This window comes from Pseudomonas sp. R1-43-08 (genome assembly GCF_003852255.1).
Lineage (GTDB): Bacteria > Pseudomonadota > Gammaproteobacteria > Pseudomonadales > Pseudomonadaceae > Aquipseudomonas.
Map to the genome: position 1 here is coordinate 4816172 of NZ_CP027734.1, position 22302 is coordinate 4838473.

The following is a 22302-nucleotide window of genomic DNA, read 5'->3' on the forward strand; positions in this document are numbered from 1 at the left end:
ATTGGATGAAACATCAGGCCGGTTTGCCGCGTTGGCCGGCGATCAGCGCCTGGGTGTCTACCGGTTTCCAGCCCAGCAGGGCGATTGCCAGCGACAACAGTTGAAAGCCTGCGATCAATGCCACGCAGCCCGGCCAGCCCCACTGCTCCCAGAGCAGCGCCGGGGCCACTGCACCGGCGCTGCCGCCCAGGTAATAGCCGGTCAGGTACAGGCCCACGGCGCCGGACTTGTCCTGCCCGGCCGTGGTGGCGATGTACGCATTGGCACAGGCCTGGGCCAGGAATACGCCGGTCGAGCTCAGTGCCAGGCCCAGCACGATCAGCCACAGGGACGGCAACAAGGTCAGGGCCGAACCGCAGAGGCCGAGCGCCACGGCGCCGCTCAGTAGCTGCGATTGCGGTCGCGATTTGCTCAAGCGACCCGCAATGGGAATGACCACCAGCGCCAGCAGGAACACGGCATACAGTGTCCCCAAGGCTGCTGCGCCCAGGTTGAACGGTGCCTGGCTGAGATACAGCCCGGCATAGGTAAAGGTCGCGACTTGTGAGAACAGCACGCAGAAACCGACGCCATAGGCCGCCAGCAAGGGTTTGCGCAGCAGCCAGCGTACCCCGCGCGCGCCCACGCCCCCGACGCCGGGACGCGCCACTGGATTGGCCGGCAGCAGCAACAGGATCAGCAGGCCGACCGCCAGGCTGATCACCGCCAGCAGCTCGAAGGCTTCCCGCCAACCGACATACTGGGTCATGACCCCCGAGACAAAGCGCCCGGCAAACCCGCCGAGTACCGTACCTGCGACGTAGAGACTGGTGATCTCGGTGACAGTCGCTGCGCGCCAGCGGTCGCCGATATAGGCCACGCTGGTGGCGAATACCACCGGGATCAACATACCCTCGATAAACCGCCACACCAGCAGCTCGGCAAAACTGTCCACATAGGCCGTCAGCAGCGCCGGCAGCGCCAACAGCAACGCGGCCACGACAATCACGTTGCGTTGCTCGAAACGCCCGGTCAGGCGCCCGACAAAAGGCGCAGCCAAGGCCACTGCCAGGGTGGTCACCGTAATGCTCCACCCGGCCTGCCGGGCGCTCACCTGGAAGCTTTCGGCAAACACAGGCAGGATGCTCTGGGTCGCGTAGAGATTGAGAAACGCCGCACAGCCACACAGAAACACGGCAAAGCGGGCGTGATGCAGGCGCGGGTTCATGGGACCTCTCGTCTTATTGTCGAGGATCTTTATAGAATGCGCAGCGTGGCGAATACCAATACCGAATTCGGACCGATCAATACCCAGGAAACAGAATGCTTGATCTACGCAAGTTACGTTACTTCCTGACGGTCGCCGAAGAGCTGCACTTCGGTCGCGCAGCCCAGCGCCTGCACCTTGCCCAGCCGCCCCTGACCCGGCAGATCTCGGCCCTGGAAACCGAGCTCGGCTTTCGCCTGTTTGACCGCACCAGCCGCTCCGTCACGCTGACCGCCCAAGGCCGGCACTTTCTACCCTATGCCCGCGCGGCGCTGGAGCACGCCCGGCTTGCGCAGGACATTGCCGCCAAGCTGGCCGCCGGCTCGACCGGCCAACTGGTCGTGGGGTATGCCAGCTCGATCGCGCTGTCGGAGCTGTTCAGTCAAACCCTGCAAGCCTTCGCCCAGCGTTTCCCCGAGGTGCAACTGACCCTGGTGGAAAGCGCTTCCGGCAGCCTGCACGCGCATGTGCTGGACGGCCGCATCGACATCGGCATGAGCCGCCTGCTGCCGGAGCCCGGGCAAACCGACGTCGAGGTGTTGTCGTTGGGGCAAGAACCCCTGGTGGCGGCGCTTTGCAGCGACAACCCATTGGCTGGCCAGGACGAAGTCACCCTCGCCCAGCTCAGCGAGTTCCCGTTGATTCTGTTCCCCAGCGATTACGGTTCAGGTCTCAACGGTTCCATCGAGCACCTGTATCAACGCCACGGCCTGGCGTTGCGCCCGGGCCCTGCGGGGCGCCAGATCACCTCGATCATCGCCCTGGTGGCGGCGGGCCAGGGTGTCTCGCTGGTGCCCCAGTGCACTCGCACCCTGGCCAGGCAAGGCGTGGTCTACCGACCTTTGGCAGACCCCGAAGCCTGGGTCCACCTGCTGATCCTCACGCGCTCACAGTCACGCTCGCTGTTGGTCGAGGCGTTCATGGGGGTGGTCGGTGAATTGCTGCAAGGCCGGCCGGCGCTGGCGCCGCTGGCATAATCCGGGCAAAAAAATACCCCTGCGCGAGGGGTATTTTTCTACAGGCTGCTCCGTACAGGCGCTGCCGAGGCGGCGCCTGTTGCCGAATCAGGCCAGTTTCTTGTGGCGTACGCGGTGCGGCTGGGCCGCCGCGTCGCCCAAACGCTTCTTGCGGTCGGCTTCATACTCGGTGTAGTTGCCTTCGAAGAACACCGCTTGCGAATCATCCTCGTACGCCAGGATGTGGGTCGCGACACGGTCAAGGAACCACCGATCGTGAGAGATCACAATGGCGGCGCCCGGGAAGTCCAGCAGGGCTTCTTCCAGGGAGCGCAGGGTTTCAACGTCGAGGTCGTTGGACGGTTCGTCGAGCAGCAAGACGTTGCCGCCTTCTTTCAAGGTCAGGGCCAGGTGCAAGCGACCACGCTCACCACCGGACAGGTCCTTGACGAACTTCTGCTGGTCGCCGCCCTTGAAGTTGAAGCGGCCGACATAGGTGCGCGACGGGATTTCGTAGTTGCCGATACGGATCTGGTCGGAACCGTCGGAAATCTGCTGGAACACCGTCTTGCTGCCGTCGAGGTCGTCGCGGCTCTGGTCCACACAGGCCAGTTGCACGGTTTCGCCGATCTCGATGCTGCCGGAGTCCGGGGTTTCCTTGCCCATCAGCATGCGGAACAGTGTGGATTTACCCGCACCGTTACCGCCGATAACGCCGACGATTGCGCCTTTTGGCATGGAGAACGACAGGTTGTCGATCAACACACGGTCGCCGTAGCCTTTGCTCACGTTCTTGAATTCGATGACCTTGTCACCCAGGCGCGGGCCGGCAGGGATGTAGATCTCGTTGGTTTCGCTGCGCTTCTGGAATTCCTGCGACTGCATTTCTTCAAAGCGCTGCAGACGGGCCTTGGATTTGGACTGGCGGGCCTTGGCGCCTTTGCGCACCCACTCCAGTTCTTCCTTCATGGCTTTTTCATGGGCCGATTGCTGCTTGGATTCGGCGGCCAGACGGTCGGACTTGGCTTCCAGCCAACCGGAGTAGTTACCCTCGTAAGGGATACCGGCGCCACGGTCGAGCTCGAGGATCCAGCCGGCGACGTTGTCCAGGAAGTAGCGGTCGTGCGTGATCGCAACCACGGTGCCTGGGAAGTCGTGAAGGAAATGTTCCAGCCAGGCGACAGAATCGGCGTCCAAGTGGTTGGTCGGTTCGTCGAGCAGCAACATGTCGGGGGCCGACAGCAGCAGGCGGCACAGGGCCACACGGCGTTTTTCACCGCCGGACAGGAATTCGACCTTGGCGTCCCACGCCGGCAGGCGCAGCGCGTCGGCGGCGACTTCCAGCTGGCGCTCCAGGTTGTGACCGTCGCTGGCCTGCAGGATCGCCTCGAGCTTGGCCTGTTCGGCGGCCAGCTTGTCGAAGTCGGCATCTTCCTCGGCGTAAGCGGCGTAGACTTCGTCCAGGCGGGCCTGGGCGTTCTTGATCACAGCGACCGCTTCCTCGACCACTTCACGTACGGTCTTGGTCGGGTCCAGGATCGGCTCCTGGGGCAGGTAACCGATGTTCAGTTCGGGCATCGGGCGGGCTTCGCCTTCGAACTCGGTGTCGACGCCGGCCATGATTTTCAGCAGCGTGGATTTACCCGAACCGTTGAGGCCGAGCACGCCGATCTTGGCGCCCGGAAAAAAGGACAGTGAAATGTTTTTCAGGATTTCCCGCTTCGGCGGAACAACTTTTCCCAGCCGATGCATGGTGAAGACGTATTGAGCCATGGTGAACCTAGCGTCAGTGACTGATGAATTAAGCGGGCGAAGCCCGTGCCAGGCCATGCGCTGCGCGGGCCGTTGACTATCATCAATGCCGGCGAGCGGAAAAAGCCTGAATGTCTGGGGCTGGAACGCCCCCGCGTAACCGGCAAAGCTACCTGAATGCGCTGGGGCAGTCCAGCCAGGCGGGACTGGCACTTTGCCACAACTCAAGGCATGCTAGCCGCCCTCCGGGCGTCCGGCTTATAGTGCACGTCGCGCGCCAGTCCAGCCAAACCGCAGGATTACAGCTTGTCCAAAGTCACGTCGCCTACTCCCTTGCGCGCCGCTCATATAGCGCCGGGAGCGCCCCTGCACGGCACCCTCAAAGGCGCATTGGCGACGCTTGTGCTGATGTTGCTCGCGTTATTGTTCTGGCAACTGCTTGATCAATTGCAGCAAAACCAGAAAAACCAGCAGCAATACACCATCGACTACAGCGCCGACCTGGCCGAGCAGATCAGCCAGAACATGGCCCTGAGCGCACAGATTGCCCTGAATCTGCTGCCGATCGTCGAGCCGCCGCGCAACGCCGAACAACACCAGGCCCTGATCCTCACACTGCAGCGCTCATTGCCCGAACTGCGCAGCGTCGCCCTGCTCGCCCCCAGCGGCGCATTAATCAGCGACACCGCCAACGACAGCCAGGACAGCGCCCTGCTCCAGGAACTGGTCAAGCGCAGCCACGCCCAATCCTATTACCTGAGCAACGACAACGACGGCAACGTGATTTATCTGTTGCTGCACCAGCCCAGCGGCGGCTCGAAGATGTACTGGGCGCTGCGCCTGGCGCCCACCTACCTGGCCAACCTGACTCGCCAGGATGCCCAGGGCCAGCGCCCGATGTGGGCGATCGAGAACCGCCTGAACCAGCGCGTGGTCAGCCGTGACAACGGCATGCCGGCTCCGTGGGCCGGTGCGCTGACCCCGGACGAATTGAATAAAAGCGTGCTGGTCACGCCGTTGAGCAAGAGCGACTGGCAACTGCGCGGGCTGTTCGACCGCAGCGCGGTGCTCGAACAACTGCTGCCGGCGTTCATCGGCAAATGCCTGCTGGGCCTGGCTTTTTCGCTGATCCCGGTGATCGTGCTGCTGAACATGCGCCGCCGTCAGCGCCAGGTGCACGAAGGCCGGCGGCGTTATCAGGATATTTTCGAAGGCACCGGCGTGGCCCTGTGCGTGCTCGACCTTTCGGGGTTGAAGGCGTTCTGCGACAAGACCCAGGTGCAGGGCCGCGAGCAATTGCACGCCTGGCTGCGGGCCAACCCCGCTGAGCGGCGCAAACTGCTCAAAGAGCTGCGCGTGACCGAGGTCAACCAGATGGCCGTGCGCCTGTTGAACGTGGCCTCCTGCGAGCAGGCCTGGGAGCGCCTGATTGACGATTGCCCGAGCAATGCCACGTCTATCGGCCACCAGGTACTGGAAGCCGTACTGACCCGGCAAAAACAGCTGGAGCTGGAAATCCAGCTCAACGATGTGGCGGGCAATGACCAGTACCTGTGGCTCGTGATGCGTTTGCCGGAACAGCAGGATGACGTCAAGGCGGTGATCCTCAGCATCAGCGATATCACCAGTCGCAAGCTGATCGAGCTGTCGCTGGTCGAGCGCGAGAGTTTCTGGTCGGACGTGGTACGCACCGTGCCCGACCACCTGTATGTGCAGGACGTGATCAGCCAGCGCATGATTTTCAGCAACCATCACCTGGGCCATACCCTCGGCTACGACAAGGCCGAACTGCAGAAAATGGGCGAGTACTTCTGGGAAATCCTGCTGCATCCCGAAGACGCCGAGCATTACCACGACTTGCGTCAACAGCAACGCCAGGTGACTTACACCACCCAACTGCACTGCCAGCTGCGCTTTCGTCACCGCAATAACCAGTGGCGACGCTTCGACATCCGCGAACAGGCCCTGGCCAGGGACACGTCGGCGGTGGTCACACGGATCATCGGCGTGGCCAAGGACATCACCGACCAGATCGAGGCCAGCGAATCCCTGCGTGACAGCGAACAGCGCTACCGCATGCTGGCCGAAAGCATCAGTGACGTGATCTGTTCCACCGACAGCCAACTGGCCCTCAACTACGTCAGCCCCTCGGTCAACGCCGTATTGGGGTATGACGTGGACTGGGTGTTCAAGAACGGCTGGCAGTCGATCATTGCCAACCCGCAACAGCTCAGCGGTATTTATGGGCTGATGGAACAGGTCAGCCGCGCGGTGGGCAACCCCGAAGCGCTGAACAGCCTGCGCGACGAGGTGCAGACCCAACTGTTCCTGTTCGACTGCCTGCGCGCCGATGGGCGCAAAGTGCCCATCGAGCTGCGCGTGGTGCTGGTGTGGGACGAACATGGCGCGTTTGAAGGCATCCTCGGCGTAGGCCGCGATATCAGCCAACAGCGCCGCGCCGAAAAAGACCTGCGCATGGCGGCCACGGTGTTCGAGCACTCCACCTCGGCCATCCTGATCACCGACCCGGCCGGCTATATCGTGCAGGCCAACGAGGCCTTCAGCCGGGTCAGCGGTTACGCCGTGAGCGATGTACTCGACCAGCTGCCGAACATGCTCACCGTCGACGAACAGCAAGAAGCCCACCTGCGCTACGTGCTCAAGCAACTGCACCAGCACAGTACCTGGGAAGGCGAAGTGTGGCTCAAGCGCCGCAATGGCGAGCACTATCCGGCCTGGGTCGGCATCACGGCGGTGTTCGACGATGAAGGCGACCTGGCCAGCTACGTATGTTTCTTCAGCGATATCAGCGAGCGCAAGGCCAGTGAACAGCGCATCCACCGCTTGGCCTATTACGACGCCCTGACCCACCTGCCCAACCGCACCTTGTTCCAGGACCGCCTGCACACCGCGTTGCAGTCGGCGGAGCGGCAAAAGTCGTGGGTGGTGTTGATGTTCCTTGACCTCGACCGTTTCAAGCCGATCAACGACTCCCTGGGCCACGCCGCCGGCGACCGTATGCTCAAGGAAATGGCCACGCGCCTGCTCGGTTGCGTGGCCGAAGACGACACCGTGGCGCGTATGGGCGGCGACGAGTTCACCTTGCTGTTGCAACCGCGCGTCAGCCGTGAACTGGCGCTGAACCGCGCGATCACGGTGGCCGAGCAGATTCTGGCTAGCCTGGTGAAGCCATTCGTGCTGGAGGGCCGCGAGTTCTTCGTAACCGCCAGTATTGGCATCGCCCTCAGCCCCCAGGACGGCAACGAGCTGAGCCAGTTGATGAAAAACGCCGATACGGCGATGTATCACGCCAAGGAGCGCGGCAAGAACAACTTCCAGTTCTACCAGGCCGACATGAACGCCAGCGCCCTGGAACGCCTGGAGCTGGAAAGCGACCTGCGCCACGCCCTGGAACAGAACGAATTCGTGCTCTATTACCAACCGCAGTTCAGCGGCGACGGCAAACGCCTGACCGGCGCCGAAGCCCTGCTGCGCTGGCGCCACCCGCGCCGGGGCCTGGTGCCGCCGGGGGATTTCATCCCGGTGCTGGAGGAACTGGGGCTGGTGGTGGACGTGGGCGACTGGGTGATCAGCGAAGCCTGTCGTCAGCTCAAGACCTGGCACCAGAACAAAGTGCGGGTGCCGAAAGTCTCGGTCAACATCTCGGCGCGACAGTTCTCCGACGGGCAACTGGGCACGCGCATCGCCACCATCCTCAAGGACACCGGCCTGCCGCCGGCGTGCCTGGAGCTGGAGCTGACCGAAAGTATCCTGATGCGCGAAGTCAACGAAGCCCTGCAGATCCTCGCCAGCCTGAAAAACCTGGGACTGAGCATTGCAGTCGATGACTTCGGCACCGGTTATTCGTCGCTCAACTACCTCAAGCAATTCCCTATCGACGTGCTGAAGATCGACCGCACGTTCGTCGATGGCCTGCCCTCCGGCGAGCAGGACGCGCAGATCGCCCGCGCCATCATCGCCATGGCCCACAGCCTGAACCTGGCGGTCATCGCCGAGGGCGTGGAGACCCATGAGCAGCTGGACTTCCTGCGCGAGCATGGCTGCGATGAGGTGCAGGGTTACCTGTTCGGCCGGCCGATGCCGGCGAACCGGTTCGAGGCGCAGTTCAGCAATGATGCGCTCTTCATGTTCGACTGAGATTTTGTGTGGGGCTGATGGCCTCATCGGGGGCAAGCCCTAATGCCAGTCAGTTAAGGACGAACACTGTACCTGTGGCGAGGGAGCTTGCTCCCGCTGGGCCGCGAAGCGGCCCCAAAAATGGGACTGCTGCGCAGTCCAGCGGGAGCAAGCTCCCTCGCCACAGGTTACTTTTTACCCTTTCTACTTCTTAACTGACTGGCATTAGGGCAAGCCCCCTCCCACATTGAAATGCATTCCAAATGTGGGAGGGGGCTTGCTCCCGATTGCGGCGGCACATTCACTCACGATTCCAGATGAGCCCCGCTTGTCCGCGACATGATGTCCTTTCATATGCCATCTAAAACCCATTGGGTTAGAATGCCCTCCTTTTCTGCCCCGATCCTTGAGGACCGCCATGTTCAGCCGTGATTTGACTATTGCCAAGTACGACGCCGATCTCTTCGCCGCCATGGAGCAAGAAGCCGTGCGCCAGGAAGAGCACATTGAGCTGATCGCTTCGGAAAACTACACCAGCCCTGCGGTGATGGAGGCTCAAGGTTCGGTTCTGACCAACAAGTACGCCGAAGGCTACCCAGGCAAGCGCTACTACGGTGGTTGCGAGTACGTCGACGTGGTTGAGCAACTGGCCATTGACCGTGCAAAAGAGCTGTTCGGCGCCGATTACGCCAACGTCCAGCCGCACGCCGGTTCCCAAGCCAACAGCGCGGTGTACCTGGCCCTGCTGCAAGGCGGCGACACCATCCTGGGCATGAGCCTGGCCCACGGCGGTCACCTGACCCACGGCGCCAGCGTTTCTTCCTCGGGCAAGCTGTACAACGCCGTTCAATACGGCATCGATGCCAACGGCCTGATCGACTACGACGAAGTCGAGCGCCTGGCGGTCGAGCACAAGCCAAAAATGATCGTGGCCGGTTTCTCTGCCTACTCGCAGATCCTGGACTTCCCACGCTTCCGTGAAATCGCGGACAAGGTCGGCGCCTACCTGTTCGTCGACATGGCCCACGTGGCCGGTCTGGTCGCCGCTGGCGTCTACCCGAACCCGGTGCCTTACGCTGACGTGGTCACCACCACAACCCACAAGACCCTGCGCGGTCCACGTGGCGGCCTGATCCTGGCGCGCGCCAACGCCGAGATCGAGAAGAAGCTGAACTCTGCGGTATTCCCGGGCGCCCAGGGCGGCCCACTGGAGCACGTGATCGCCGCCAAGGCGATCTGCTTCAAGGAAGCGCTGCAGCCTGAGTTCAAGACCTACCAGGAACAAGTGGTCAAGAACGCCAAGGCCATGGCCGGCGTGTTCATCGAACGCGGTTATGACGTGGTGTCCGGCGGGACTGAAAACCATCTGTTCCTGCTGTCGCTGATCAAGCAGGACATTTCCGGTAAAGATGCTGACGCTGCCCTGGGCAAAGCCTTCATCACCGTGAACAAGAACTCCGTGCCGAACGACCCACGCTCGCCATTCGTCACCTCCGGCCTGCGCTTCGGCACCCCGGCTGTGACCACCCGTGGCTTCAAGGAAGCCGAGTGCAAGGAACTGGCCGGCTGGATCTGCGACATCCTGGCGGACCTGAACAACGAAGCCGTGATCGACGCGGTACGTGAGAAGGTCAAGGCTATCTGCAAGAAGCTGCCGGTGTACGGCGCGTAATACTAAGAAGCCCACTGTAGGAGCGAGCTTGCTCGCGAAAAACGTCAACGGTAACGCGTGCATCCTGGAAGCACGCGTTACCTGTGAGTTCTTCGCGAGCAAGCTCGCTCCTACAGGTGGGCTTTTTTATGCCTGGTAGACCCTGGCAAAGCCTTCGCGAATCTTGTCCTCCGGCAACTCATCGGCAATAAACACAATCACGCTCTCCCGTGCCTCGCCTTCGGCCCATTCGGTGTCCCAGTCGAAGCCATAGAGCTTCAGCACGCCCTGAAACACCATGCGCCGCTCTTCCCCGGCAATGTTCAGCACCCCTTTGTAGCGCAGCAATTGTTTGCCGTGGTCTTCCAGCAGTTCGTTCATGAACTCACTGAGGCGGTCGATATCCAGCGGCTGGTCGGTGCGCAGCACCAGGCTGGAGATGCGGTCGATGGACGGCGCCGCGCTGACCGGGCGCAGGCTCATGCCGGCGTTGAGGTTGAAGCCTCGCACATCGAGCAGTTCGGCCAGGTCGATGGCGCCATGGTCCACCACCCGAATCGGTGCGCGGCGGTTGATGCGGGTCAGGCGTTCGCTGAGGGCGTCGAAGGTGGCATCGTCCACCAGGTCGCGCTTGCTCACCAGCAGGCGGTCGGCAAAGCCGATCTGTGCCTGGGCGATGGTTTGGGCCAAGTGTTGCTCGGCGTGGGCGGCGTCCACCAGCGTAATGATGCCGTCGAGGATGTAACGGTCGCGCAGTTCCTCGTCGATGAAGAACGTCTGCGCCACAGGCGCGGGGTCCGCTAGGCCGGTGCACTCGATCACCAGGCGGTCGAAGGCGATCTCGCCGCTGTCCAGGCGCTCAAACAGCAGGTAGAGGGCTTTGGTCAGGTCGGTGTGGATGGTGCAGCACACGCAGCCGTTGGACAGGGTCATGACTTGCACCGGCTCGGCGCCCAGCAGTTGGGTGTCGATGCCGGCGTCACTGAATTCGTTTTCGATCACGGCAATCTTCAAGCCGTGTTCGGCCTTGAGCAGATGGCGCAGCAAAGTAGTTTTGCCGGCGCCTAGAAAGCCGCTGAGAACGGTGACAGGAATGGGAGAGGACAAAAGAAATTCTCCTTGAAGAAACACAGAAACAAATGTGGGAGGGGGCTTGCTCCCGATAGCAGTGTGTCAGGCACTTATGTGGCACTGATACACCGCTATCGGGAGCAAGCCCCCTCCCACAAGGGGTGCTACTTTAATTCAGCAGCACTTGGGCCCACCCTTGCCGCCGTAACGGGCTTCCTGGCGCTCCCGGAAGAACGCCTTGTAGTCCATCATCGGCTTGTCCGGGTGTTTGGTTTGCATATGCTCGACGTAAGTGTCGTAGTCGGGCATGCCGACCATCAGGCGCGCAGCCTGACCGAGGTATTTACCGAGGCGACTGATGTCATTGAACATGGGTGCAATCCTCGATTATGCGTCCGGTACAGCCTGGAACGGGGCTTCTTTATCCGTACGCTCTTTGTTACCCCAGGCGGCAATGCCGACCTTGAGCGCATAGAACAGGATACTGAACACCACGAACAGGAACAGCGCCGTCAGCGTTGCGTTGGTATAGGCGTTATAGATCACATGCTGCATCTGATCGATACTCTTGGCCGGGGCCAGAATCTGGCCGTTGGCCAGGGCATCGCTGTATTTCTTGGCCAGCGACAGGAAGCCGATCGCCGGGTTGGCGTCGAACAGCTTGATGAAGCCCGCGGTGGTGGTGCAGATCAGCAGCCAGACCGCCGGCAGCAAGGTCACCCAAATGTAGCGCTGACGCTTCATTTTGATCAGCACAACCGTGGCCAGCATCAACGCGATACCCGCCAGCATCTGGTTGGAGATACCGAACAGCGGCCACAAGGTGTTGATGCCACCCAGTGGGTCGATCACGCCCTGATACAGCAGGTAACCCCACATCGCCACACAACCGGCGGTGGCGATCAGGTTGGCGGTCCAGGATTCGGTGCGTTTGAGCGATGGCACGAAGGAGCCGAGCAGGTCCTGCAGCATGAAGCGACCGGCACGGGTACCGGCGTCGACCGCCGTCAGGATGAACAGCGCTTCGAACAGGATCGCAAAGTGGTACCAGAACGCCATGGTGTTTTCACCCGGCAGCACACTGTGCAGGATCTGCGCGATACCGACCGCCAGGGTCGGTGCACCGCCGGCACGCGCCAGAATGGTGGTTTCACCGATGTCGTGGGCCACGGCCGACAGCGCCTCGGGGGTGATTGCAAAGCCCCAGCTGCTGACGGTCTGCGCCACGGTAACAACGTCGCTACCGACGATCGCCGCCGGGCTGTTCATGGCGAAGTACACGCCAGGCTCGATCACCGACGCGGCAACCATCGCCATGATGGCCACGAATGACTCCATCAGCATGCCGCCGTAACCGATGTAACGGGCGTGGCCTTCATTGGCCAGCAGCTTGGGCGTGGTGCCCGAGGAGATCAGCGCATGGAAGCCGGAGACCGCGCCACAGGCGATGGTGATGAACAGGAACGGGAACAGGCCGCCTTTCCACACCGGGCCGGTGCCGTCGATGAACTGAGTGAGCGCCGGCATTTTCAGGTCGGGCATGGTGACCAGGATGCCAATCGCCAAGGCAATGATGGTGCCGATCTTCAGGAAGGTCGACAGGTAGTCACGCGGTGCCAGGATCAGCCACACCGGCAACACTGCCGCGACGAAACCATAGCCGATCAGCATCCAGGTGATCTGGATCCCGGTGAAGGTGAAGGCCTTGGCCCAGACCGGGTCAGCGGCAATCTGCCCGCCCAGCCAGATCGAACCGAGCAGCAACAGCACGCCGATGATCGAAATTTCACCGATGCGGCCCGGGCGGATGTAGCGCATGTAGATGCCCATGAACATCGCGATCGGGATGGTCGCCATCACCGTGAAGATGCCCCACGGGCTCTCGGCCAGGGCCTTGACCACGATCAGCGCCAGCACCGCGAGGATGATGATCATGATCAGGAAGCAGCCAAACAGCGCAATGGTCCCCGGCACGCGGCCCATTTCTTCGCGGACCATGTCGCCCAGGGAACGGCCGTTACGCCGGGTGGACAGGAACAGGATCATGAAATCCTGCACCGCACCGGCCAGCACCACGCCGGCGATCAGCCACAGGGTGCCGGGCAGGTAACCCATTTGCGCTGCCAATACCGGGCCGACCAGAGGGCCTGCGCCGGCAATCGCCGCAAAGTGGTGACCGAAAAGGATGTGTTTGTTGGTCGGCACATAGTCCAGACCATCGTTGTTGATCACTGCGGGGGTGGCCCGCCGTGGGTCCAGTTGCATCACGTTATTGGCGATGAACAGACTGTAGTAACGGTACGCAACCAAGTAGATGGCCACTGCAGCGACTACAATCCACAAGGCGTTGATCGCCTCGCCGCGGCGCAAGGCCACTACGCCAAGGGCGCACGCTCCTACGATTGCCAGCACCAGCCAGGGTAGATGGCGTAGCAGGCTATTATTATTTTTCATTTTTATATTCCAGCCAGGGTGGACAGAAAGGACAGCCAGCCCGAGTTTAGCGCTGTTGGCCTTAAAGGCCACCCCCCTACGTTGGTCTAGAGCCTTGCCGGCGCAAAAAAAGCAGAAATAACTGCCGAATGATGGCGTAGGGCTACAATTTGCCTATTCGGCATTGCTGGAAATCTAAAATCCAACACAGACCAAAATGTGGGAGGGGGCTTGCTCCCGATGGCGGTGTATCAGTGACCTATAAGTGCCTGACACACTGCTATCGGGAGCAAGCCCCCTCCCACATTGGTTTTGTGGTGTGGGCGCTACTCAAACAAGGCATCCAAGGCTTGCTCCAGGCGCGTGACCCCAATCACCTGCAACCCCGGCGGCATTTCCTTTGGCGCATTGCCCTTGGGCACGATCGCGCGTTTGAAGCCGTGCTTGGCCGCTTCCTTCAAGCGCTCCTGGCCGCTGGGCACCGGGCGCACTTCGCCCGACAGGCCCACTTCACCAAACACCAGCAAATCATGGGGCAAGGGCCGGTTACGCAGGCTGGACATCACCGCCGCCATCAGCGCCAGATCAGACGCGGTCTCCAACACCTTGACCCCGCCGACCACGTTAAGGAACACGTCCTGGTCGTGGGTCGGAATACCCCCATGGCGGTGCAACACTGCCAGCAGCATCGCCAGGCGGTTTTGATCCAGCCCAAGGGTGACCCGGCGCGGGTTGGCCAGATGGCTGTCATCCACAAGCGCCTGGACCTCCACCAGCATCGGCCGGGTGCCTTCCCACGTTGCCATCACCACGCTGCCTGGGACTTCCTCCTGGGCGCGGGTAAGAAAAATCGCCGATGGATTGGAGACTTCTTTCAGCCCCCGGTCAGTCATGGCGAACACACCCAACTCGTTCACCGCGCCGAAGCGGTTTTTCACCGCCCGCAGCAACCTAAGGCGGCCATCGGATTCACCTTCGAAATACAGCACGGTATCCACCATGTGTTCCAGCACGCGCGGCCCGGCCAGCGCGCCTTCCTTGGTCACGTGGCCCACCAGGAAGATCGCCGTACCGCTCTGCTTGGCATAGCGCACCAACAGCGCCGCACTTTCACGCACCTGGGATACGCCGCCAGGGGCGGATTGCAGTTGCTCGGTGAAAATCGTCTGGATCGAGTCGATCACCATGACCTTTGGCTTCTCGATCCGCGCCGTGGCGATGATGGTTTCGATGCAGGTTTCGGTCATGACCCGCAGTTGGTCCTGGGGCAAGCCCAGGCGACGAGCACGCATCGCCACTTGTTGCTGGGATTCCTCGCCGGTGACGTACAGCGCCGGCATGCGGCTGGCGATGCTGCACAGCGTTTGCAGCAGGATTGTGGACTTACCGATGCCGGGGTCGCCGCCGATCAACACGACGGAGCCGTCCACTAGGCCACCGCCCAATACCCGGTCCAGCTCACCGGAGGCCGTGGAGAAGCGCGGCACCTCTTCGACGCTGACTTCGGCCAGGGTCTTGATCTGCGCCTGTTGCCCGGTCCAGCCGGTGCGGCCGGCAGGGGCCGCAGCGCCACCGCTTTCAATCATGGTTTCAGTCAAGGTGTTCCACGCACCGCACTCGCCGCACTGGCCCGCCCATTTGGGAAAGGTCGCGCCGCACTCCGTGCAGCCGTACATGCGCTTGGCCTTTGCCATTCGAGAAACCTCCAACCGAAAAACCGCGATGATAGCTCAGCGCGGCGCCGGGGTCCGGATTTCGCCGTTGGCCAAGCGTGAAGCCGTGTTACCGATGGGGTCTTGGGCGTTGAGGTCAGCGCCTTTGGCCTTGAGTTCACCGAGCAGTTCGACCCGCTTGAACAGCCCGGCGTACATGGCGGCGGTCTGCCCCGCGCCGTTGCGTTGGTCGGGGTTACAGTCGGTTGCCAGCAAGCGCTGGGCGATGCTCAGCTCGCCTTTGAAGATGGCCCCCATGAGCGCAGTGTTGCCGCGTTTGTCCTGCACGCACGCGTCGGCGCCGGCGGCGAGCAAACGCTCCACGTAGGCACCTTCGCCATGATAGGCGGCCAGGATCAGGGCAGTGTAGCCTTTGTCGTCCTGGGTGTTGAGGCTGTAGCCGGACGCAATGAAGGTCTCGAGCATGTCGAGGTCGCCACGGCGGGCAGCGTCGAAGTAATAGTCCTGCAACTGTGCCTTGAGCGCGGCCGGGTCGGGGGACTCGGCATGGGCGATAAAGGCCAGCAGGCTCATCAGCAGTCCGATAGCAATACGCATGGATAGTCTCCTGCCAAGGGCCGGCGCCCAGAACCGAGCGCCGGCCGCAGCCAACGGATCAGTCAGTCAGTTTTTCAGCCAGTGCTTTCACACGAGCCAGGTCGCCCTTGGCCACCTTGGCCACGCCGGTGCCGTATTCCGGATCGGCCTTGTAGAGGAACGAGAGAATGATGTGCTTGCTCTCATCATCCGTGGTCGCCAGGGAGCCGCCGAAGTTGTCGATCAGGTCCTGACGCTCTTTCTTGCTGTAGGAGCGATACAAGTCACCGGCCTGCTTGAAGTTCTGCTCACGCTGGATCTTCGCCTGCTGGGTGCTGCCCGACAGCGGCGACTGGCTGTAGCGCGCAGTCTGCGGCTCTTCCCGTGGCAGCAGGCGGCTTGGCTGGTAGTTCACGCCGGTGGTGGTCTTGCCGAAATTCAGCGCGCCGTCCTGGTTACCGTTGTTGACGGTCACCCGTGGCGCGTTGATCGGCAGTTGCAGGGCGTTGGCGCCCAGGCGGTACATTTGCGTATCGGCGTAGGAGAACACCCGCCCTTGCAACAGGCGGTCTTCCGACGGCTCGATACCCGGCACCAGGTTGGCCGGGGCCATCGCGACCTGTTCGGTCTCCTGGAACACATTGGCCGGGTTGCGGTTGAGCACCATTTGCCCGACCTTGCGCTCCGGCACATTCGGCCAGATCTTGGTGGCGTCCAGCGGGTCGAAATCGAACTTGGCCAAGTCTTCAGGTTTCAACACCTGCACATACAAGTCCCACTTGGGGAAGTCGCCCTTGTTGATGTGGGTGACCAGGTCGTTGGTCATGTGGCTGTAGTCACGCCCTTGCACTTCGGTGACTTGCTTGGGATCAAGATTCTTGATGCCTTGCAGGCTCTTCCAGTGGAACTTGACGTAGTGCACTTCGCCCTTGGCGTTGATCAACTTGTAGGCATGTACGCCATTGCCGTCCATTTCCCGATAACTGGCCGGTGTGCCGGAGTCCGAGTACAGCTCGGTCAGTGTACGAGTGGATTCTGGAACATGGGAGAAGAAGTCGAAACGACGCGAGTCGTCGTCCAGGTTAGTGCGCGGGTCCGGTTTGAACGCGTGGACCATATCCGGGAACTTGATGGCATCGCGAATGAAGAAGGTCGGGAAGTTATTGCCGACCAGGTCCCAGTTGCCTTCTGCCGTGTAGAACTTGGTCGCGAAGCCCCGCGGGTCGCGCAGGGTTTCGGGGGAATGGTTACCGTGGACCACGGCCGAGAAGCGCACGAACACCGGCGTGGCTTCACCGGCGGCGAACACCTTGGCCTTGGTCAGGTCGCTGAGGTTGTCGGTGACGGTGAACGTGCCATGGGCGCCCGTACCACGAGCGTGAACCACGCGCTCGGGGATGCGTTCGCGGTCGAAGCGCTGCAGCTTCTGAATCAGTTGGACATCCTGCAGCAGCACAGGGCCATTGGCGCCGGCGGTCTGCGAATTCTGGTTATCCCCAACGTTGGCGCCGTTATCGCGGGTCAGGTTGGCGGCCTGTACGGAGAGGGTCAGCAGGCTGGCGGTCACCAACACCAGCGCATGGCGCGCGGACACGGGCCTGCGGTTGATTGAAATGTTCATCAAGGTTTCCTCTGGTTTTTTTAGTGCACATTCAGTTGTGCTTGCCAGAGGCTAGTGACCTGCGGGTCAGAAGATAAATAGAAAAACACCACAGGGCCGATTGAGAAAAAAATATGGTAACCCGCTGAAATACGGCGTATTTCGCGCGCGATTGGTGGCACTTTGCAAACTAATTGCGATTTAATGTGTCGATAAAAACCAACAGTGTTAACGGTTGTGTCGCGCGAGCCCGCTACGACTGACTTACACTGACCTCCACCCTTCTCATCTGTAACAAGGAATAACTTATGGGCGTGATCAGTGAGTTCAAGGCCTTTGCGGTCAAAGGTAATGTGGTCGACATGGCCGTCGGTATCATCATCGGCGCCGCGTTCGGCAAAATTGTTTCCTCATTTGTAGGGGACGTGGTGATGCCGCCGCTCGGCCTGTTGATCGGTGGCGTGGACTTCGGCGACCTGGCAATCACGCTTAAAGCCGCGCAAGGCGATGTACCCGCCGTGGTGCTGGCGTACGGCAAGTTCATCCAGAGCGTGGTCGACTTTTTGATCGTCGCCTTCGCCATCTTCATGGGTGTAAAAGCCATCAACCGCCTCAAGCGCGAAGAGGCCGTAGCCCCGAGCTTGCCGCCGACGCCGACCAAGGAAGAGGTGCTGCTGGGCGAGATCCGCGATTTGCTCAAGGCACAGCATGACAAACCGCTCTGAGCTGCGGCTCAAAGCAAAAGGCGCCTCATGAGGCGCCTTTTTTTTACCAGTAGTTTTCCACCGCCACCTGGCCCGGGCGTCGGCTCAGGCTCAGTTGCATATCGCGCTGCTTGAGCAACTGGCGAGTGTCGTCGACCATCTGCGGGTTGCCGCAAATCAGCACCCGGGAGTACTCCGGGGCCAGCGCGACGCCGGCTGCGCGCTCCAGTTCGCCGTTCTCGATCAACGTGGTGATGCGCCCGTTCAACGCGCCCGGATGCCGTTCACGGGTGACGATAGGGATGTAGATGAGCTTGTGGGCATAGTCGGCCAGGTATTCACGCGCGCCCAGTTCAGTGATCAGCGATTGGTACGCCAGCTCCTTGGCCTCTCGGGCGCTGTACACCAGGACGATACGCTCGAATTTCTCCCATACCTCGAAATTCTGCAGGATCGACAGGAACGGCGCCACACCGGTACCGGTGCCCAACAGCCACAGATCACGCCCGTCTACAAAGCGGTTCAAGGTCAGGAAACCGGTGGCCTGGCGCTCCACCAGCAAGGTATCGCCCACCTTAAGACGGCTTAACTCACTGGTGAACTCGCCCCCGGAACGACAATGGAAAAGAAATCGAGGTGTTCGTCAAACGGCGAAGACACGATGGAGTAAGCGCGCCATACGGTACTGCCATCCGCCCTGGTGACGCCCAGGCGCACGAACTGGCCGGCGGTAAACCGAAAACCGGCGTCGCGCGTGGTACGCAGGGTGAAGAGGCTGGGGGTCAGCGATTGCACGTCGAGCAAGGTCTGGCGGGTAAATTTCTCAGCACTGGCCGTCATGGGAGGCTCCGTTTTGCACAGGGCCTTAGTGTCCCTCAAAGCAGGCCGCGCAAACACCGTTGATTTGTACTGGCATTACCGCGATCCCAACGCCGACGATGTTTCAGCGCTATGAAAAAAGTGGCAAATCAGCGCCGCGCTGCATTGAACTAAATATTTTGCTATTACCGCACTTGCAGTACACCACAAGTTGAAGCCGAGTCTGCAAGGGATGTCATTTTGATAGCATTTACAAGCTCTTGAAAAAACAAGTCCTCCCCCACTAACGCCTTACAAAAGCTGACTCCGTGTTCAGTGTTGAAGGCCTAAAACAAGCCAACAAATAAAAATATTTTAAGGCTCATTTGTAGGACCTCTCCTACACTTGGTTTCGAGCAGCACTGGGATCTGGGCGTACCCAAGGCACATGGAAACCTGTGGAGAGTTACCGATGGTCAGATGGCGCAATACACGGCTGCCCAAGCTGGAAGGCGAGAGCGAAATCACCAGCGTGTTTGATGTGGTGGTCAATCATACCTATGAGTTGGGGTTCCAATATTGCTCATTTACGATGAGTACCCAAGCCCATAGCAATCAAACAGAGCCTGTTTATCTTAGTAATCATCCAAATGAATGGAGGAGTCTTTACCAACAAGCGCACTTCTTCGATATAGATCCCGTTGTATCCCATTGTAAAAATAGTGTGCTGCCCGTTGTCTGGGACAAGAAGACCTTTAAGAACGCCCCTCATTTGTGGGACTTGGCCCGGTCGTTTGGCGTTCACTTAGGCTGGACCCAAGCGGTTCATGACTTCCAGGGCGTGTTCAGCATGCTGACCCTGGCGCGTGGCACAGACGAGGTCAGCCCTGAAGAGCTTTACGAAAAAGCCGGGCAGGTGTTGTGGCTCTGCCATGCGATGCATGCGGTCGTGGCAAAAAAATACGCCGACGAAACCCATGTCAACGCGCCCAGCAAGTTAACGGCACGCGAAACGGAAGTGCTCAAGTGGTCCGCCATGGGCAAGACCGCTTCCGAGATCGCCGCCATTCTCTGCCTGTCCGAGCGCACGGTGGGCTTTCATATCAGCAGCACTTTCAAGAAGTTAGGGGTTCACAATAAGATCCAGGCCGTACTCAGCGCCTCTAAAGCAGGACTGTTTTAGCCCTGACCAGAAACACCGCATGTCATCACGGTCAAAAAAAAGTAACATTTACGGCCAATTCTGAGTGTTGATGCTGCCCTTTCAGAGATTGCTTCGCTGTTCACTCAGACGGTTCCGTCGATTACCCAGAGCCTCCCCCGCCATGCCCCTGCTTGACAGCCCCTTCGCTCAACTCGATTTGATTCGTCAGCCCGAGCAATCCAATGACCCGCTGCAAGCCTTCGATGCCGCCGATGAGTACCTGCTCAGCCACCTCGCCAGCCAGCAACCCAACGCGGCGACCCGTGTGCTGGTCCTCAATGACAGCTTCGGCGCGCTTGCGGCCAGCCTTGAAGGCCGGGTGCAGGTGACCACCAGCGGGGACTCGTTCCTCGCCGCCCAGGGCCTGGAGAAAAACCTGGTGCGCAACGGCAAAGCGTTTGATGCAGTGGCGTTCGTGCCGTCCAGCCAAGTGCCGGTCGGGCCTTTCGATCGGGTGCTGCTGCGTGTGCCAAAAACCCTGGCGCTGCTGGAAGAACAGTTGATTCGGCTGCAGGGGCAGCTGGCGCCGGGCGCCGAAGTGATCGCCGGGGCCATGCTCAAACACCTGCCACGCGCCGCCGGTGAATTGCTGGAACGTTATATCGGGCCGATGCACGCCACGCTTGCGGTCAAAAAGGCACGGCTGCTGATCGCCACCGTTGCCGATCGCCCTGCGGCAGTATCGCCCTACCCTACCCGCTACACGCTGGATACGCCGGCCATCGAACTGCTCAACCACGCCAACGTGTTCTGCCGCGAAGGCCTGGACATCGGCACGCGCGCCTTCCTGCCGCACCTGCCGAACAACCTGGGCAGCGCCCGCGTGGCGGACCTGGGCTGCGGCAACGGCGTATTGGCGATTGCCAGCGCGCTGCACAACCCCGACGCGCAGTACACCCTGGTGGATGAGTCGTTCATGGCGGTGCAGTCCGCCACCGAGAATTGGCAGGCCGCCCTGGGTGAACGCAACGTGATCGTGCGTGCCGACGACGGCCTGGCCGGCCAGCAAGCGCAGTCGTTGGACGTGGTGCTGTGCAACCCGCCGTTTCACCAGCAGCAGGTGGTGGGCGATTTCCTCGCCTGGCGCATGTTCCAGCAGGCGCGGGAAGCCCTGGTGGTGGGCGGCGCGTTGTATATCGTGGGTAACCGTCACCTGGGTTATCACAGCAAATTGGCGCGCCTGTTCCGCGGCGTCGAACAGGTGGCGGCCACGCCCAAGTTCGTCATTCTCAAGGCGCGCAAATAAAAAAGCCCTGCCTTCTATAGAAGAACAGGGCCGAAAGAGCCGGGCCGCACGGCCCGGATCGGGATGTCAGTGCGTGGTAAGGCCCGCTGCATTCATGAACATACGCATCAGGCTGGCGACGATGAACAGGGCCAGCACACTGCCGGTCCAGATCATCGCCAACCACCCAAGACGCCGCCACAGCGGCTGTTTCTCGGCTTGTTCGATGTCGTGCAACGAAGGTTTGCCCGCCATGTCGCGACCCTCCTAGTGATAACCGTCTTCGTGGGTGACCTTGCCGCGGAACACGTAGTAGCTCCAGAAGGTGTAGCCCAGGATGAACGGGATGATGAACAAGGTGCCCACCAGCATGAAGCCCTGGCTTTGCGGCGGTGCGGCGGCGTCCCAGATCGATACCGACGGTGGGATGATGTTCGGCCACAGGCTGATCCCCAGGCCGCTATAACCCAGAAAAATCAATACCAGCGTCAGCAGGAACGGCGTGTAGTGCGCATTGCGTGCCACGGCGCGGATCAGCCCGTACATGGTCACCAGTACCAGCACCGGTACCGGCAGGAACCAGAACAGGTTCGGCAGGGTGAACCAGCGCGAGGCGATTTCCGGGTGGGTCAGCGGTGTCCAGATACTGACGATACCGATCACGGCCAGCACCACGAAGGCCAGCGGCCGCGCCAGGTTATGCATCTGTTCCTGCAACTTGCCTTCAGTCTTCATGATCAGCCAGGTGCAGCCGAGCAGCGCATACGCCACGATCAATGCCACGCCACAGAACATCGTGAACGGCGTGAGCCAGTCCAGCGAGCCTCCGGCGAACTGGCGGTTGACCACCGGAATCCCATCGATAAACGCCCCCAGCGCCACGCCCTGGAAGAACGTGGCCGTCAGCGAACCGCCGATAAACGCCTTGTCCCACAGGTGACGCTTGTGGTCCTTGGCCTTGAAGCGGAACTCAAAGGCCACGCCACGAAAGATCAGCCCGATCAGCATCAGGATCAGCGGCAGGTACAACGCCGACAACACCACCGAATAGGCCAGCGGGAACGCACCAAACAGTCCCGCGCCGCCCAATACCAGCCAGGTTTCATTGCCATCCCATACCGGTGCCACGGTGTTCATCATGACGTCGCGGTCGGTCTTGCCCGGTACGAACGGAAACAGGATGCCGATCCCCAGGTCGAAACCGTCCATGACCACGTACATCATGATCCCGAAAATGATGATCACAGCCCAGATCAGCGGCAGATCAATGCCCATC

Annotated in this window: 16 protein-coding genes and 1 pseudogene; 6 read left to right on the top strand and 11 right to left on the bottom strand. The window is 61.0% G+C overall.

The features are described from left to right. Nucleotides 1–13 precede the first annotated feature (13 nt). Entirely contained in the window at nt 14–1207 is a 1194-nt protein-coding gene (locus C4J87_RS22080) for an MFS transporter (RefSeq protein ID WP_124368418.1), read from the bottom strand. A gap of 95 nt (nt 1208–1302) precedes the next feature. Here C4J87_RS22080 and C4J87_RS22085 point away from each other — a divergent pair, with 95 nt between their 5' ends. Beyond that, the gene (locus C4J87_RS22085) at nt 1303–2223 is read left to right on the top strand and encodes a LysR family transcriptional regulator (RefSeq protein WP_124368419.1); all 921 of its coding nucleotides are present in this window, start codon (nt 1303–1305) and stop codon (nt 2221–2223) included. A gap of 87 nt (nt 2224–2310) precedes the next feature. Here C4J87_RS22085 and ettA read toward each other — a convergent pair whose 3' ends face one another. Further along, nucleotides 2311–3975, bottom strand: coding sequence for an energy-dependent translational throttle protein EttA (gene ettA / locus C4J87_RS22090; RefSeq protein ID WP_124368420.1), 1665 nt, complete (start codon nt 3973–3975; stop codon nt 2311–2313). Between the two features lie 285 nt (nt 3976–4260). Between ettA and C4J87_RS22095 the strand changes: the two genes are divergently transcribed. Both C4J87_RS22095 and glyA read left to right on the top strand, forming a co-directional pair. After that, nucleotides 4261–8112 (top strand): bifunctional diguanylate cyclase/phosphodiesterase, encoded by a 3852-nt coding sequence (locus C4J87_RS22095; RefSeq protein ID WP_124368421.1) that lies wholly within the window; start codon nt 4261–4263, stop codon nt 8110–8112. A gap of 397 nt (nt 8113–8509) precedes the next feature. Then, entirely contained in the window at nt 8510–9763 is a 1254-nt protein-coding gene (glyA, locus tag C4J87_RS22105; protein WP_124368423.1) for a serine hydroxymethyltransferase, read from the top strand. Nucleotides 9764–9889: 126 nt separating this feature from the next. Here the strand turns inward: glyA and yjiA are convergent, their stop codons facing one another. The 6 genes from yjiA to katB form a co-directional block, all read right to left on the bottom strand. Next, a complete protein-coding gene (gene yjiA, locus C4J87_RS22110; protein WP_124368424.1) occupies nt 9890–10849 on the bottom strand; it encodes a GTPase in 960 nt (319 codons plus the stop codon). A 138-nt stretch (nt 10850–10987) separates the two neighbouring features. Then, on the bottom strand, nt 10988–11185 hold the full coding sequence (locus tag C4J87_RS22115; RefSeq protein WP_003176208.1) for a YbdD/YjiX family protein: 198 nt from the start codon (nt 11183–11185) through the stop codon (nt 10988–10990). 15 nt (nt 11186–11200) lie between these two features. Further along, entirely contained in the window at nt 11201–13267 is a 2067-nt protein-coding gene (locus C4J87_RS22120) for a carbon starvation CstA family protein (RefSeq protein ID WP_124364489.1), read from the bottom strand. A 305-nt stretch (nt 13268–13572) separates the two neighbouring features. After that, nucleotides 13573–14940 (bottom strand): DNA repair protein RadA, encoded by a 1368-nt coding sequence (gene radA, locus C4J87_RS22125; RefSeq protein ID WP_124368425.1) that lies wholly within the window; start codon nt 14938–14940, stop codon nt 13573–13575. Between the two features lie 36 nt (nt 14941–14976). Further along, nucleotides 14977–15516 (bottom strand): ankyrin repeat domain-containing protein, encoded by a 540-nt coding sequence (locus tag C4J87_RS22130; RefSeq protein ID WP_124368426.1) that lies wholly within the window; start codon nt 15514–15516, stop codon nt 14977–14979. A 58-nt stretch (nt 15517–15574) separates the two neighbouring features. Next, nucleotides 15575–17116, bottom strand: a complete 1542-nt coding sequence (gene katB / locus C4J87_RS22135) for a catalase KatB (RefSeq protein ID WP_124368427.1) — start codon at nt 17114–17116, stop codon at nt 15575–15577. A 287-nt stretch (nt 17117–17403) separates the two neighbouring features. Between katB and mscL the strand changes: the two genes are divergently transcribed. Beyond that, on the top strand, nt 17404–17820 hold the full coding sequence (gene mscL / locus C4J87_RS22140) for a large-conductance mechanosensitive channel protein MscL (protein ID WP_124368428.1): 417 nt from the start codon (nt 17404–17406) through the stop codon (nt 17818–17820). A 43-nt stretch (nt 17821–17863) separates the two neighbouring features. Here mscL and C4J87_RS22145 read toward each other — a convergent pair. Beyond that, nucleotides 17864–18639: pseudogene (locus C4J87_RS22145) on the bottom strand (ferredoxin--NADP reductase). 430 nt (nt 18640–19069) lie between these two features. On the opposite strand from C4J87_RS22145, the gene C4J87_RS22150 reads away from it, so the two are divergent. Both C4J87_RS22150 and C4J87_RS22155 read left to right on the top strand, forming a co-directional pair. After that, nucleotides 19070–19780: a LuxR family transcriptional regulator gene (locus C4J87_RS22150; protein ID WP_124368429.1), complete on the top strand. Its 711-nt coding sequence runs from the start codon at nt 19070–19072 to the stop codon at nt 19778–19780. Nucleotides 19781–19922: 142 nt separating this feature from the next. Continuing rightward, entirely contained in the window at nt 19923–21047 is a 1125-nt protein-coding gene (locus C4J87_RS22155) for a class I SAM-dependent methyltransferase (protein ID WP_124368430.1), read from the top strand. A 66-nt stretch (nt 21048–21113) separates the two neighbouring features. Here the strand turns inward: C4J87_RS22155 and C4J87_RS22160 are convergent, their stop codons facing one another. Both C4J87_RS22160 and cydB read right to left on the bottom strand, forming a co-directional pair. Continuing rightward, nucleotides 21114–21281, bottom strand: coding sequence for a DUF2474 domain-containing protein (locus tag C4J87_RS22160; protein WP_065886906.1), 168 nt, complete (start codon nt 21279–21281; stop codon nt 21114–21116). 12 nt (nt 21282–21293) lie between these two features. Beyond that, entirely contained in the window at nt 21294–22301 is a 1008-nt protein-coding gene (cydB, locus tag C4J87_RS22165) for a cytochrome d ubiquinol oxidase subunit II (protein WP_124364495.1), read from the bottom strand. Between the last annotated feature and the right edge of the window lies 1 nt (nt 22302).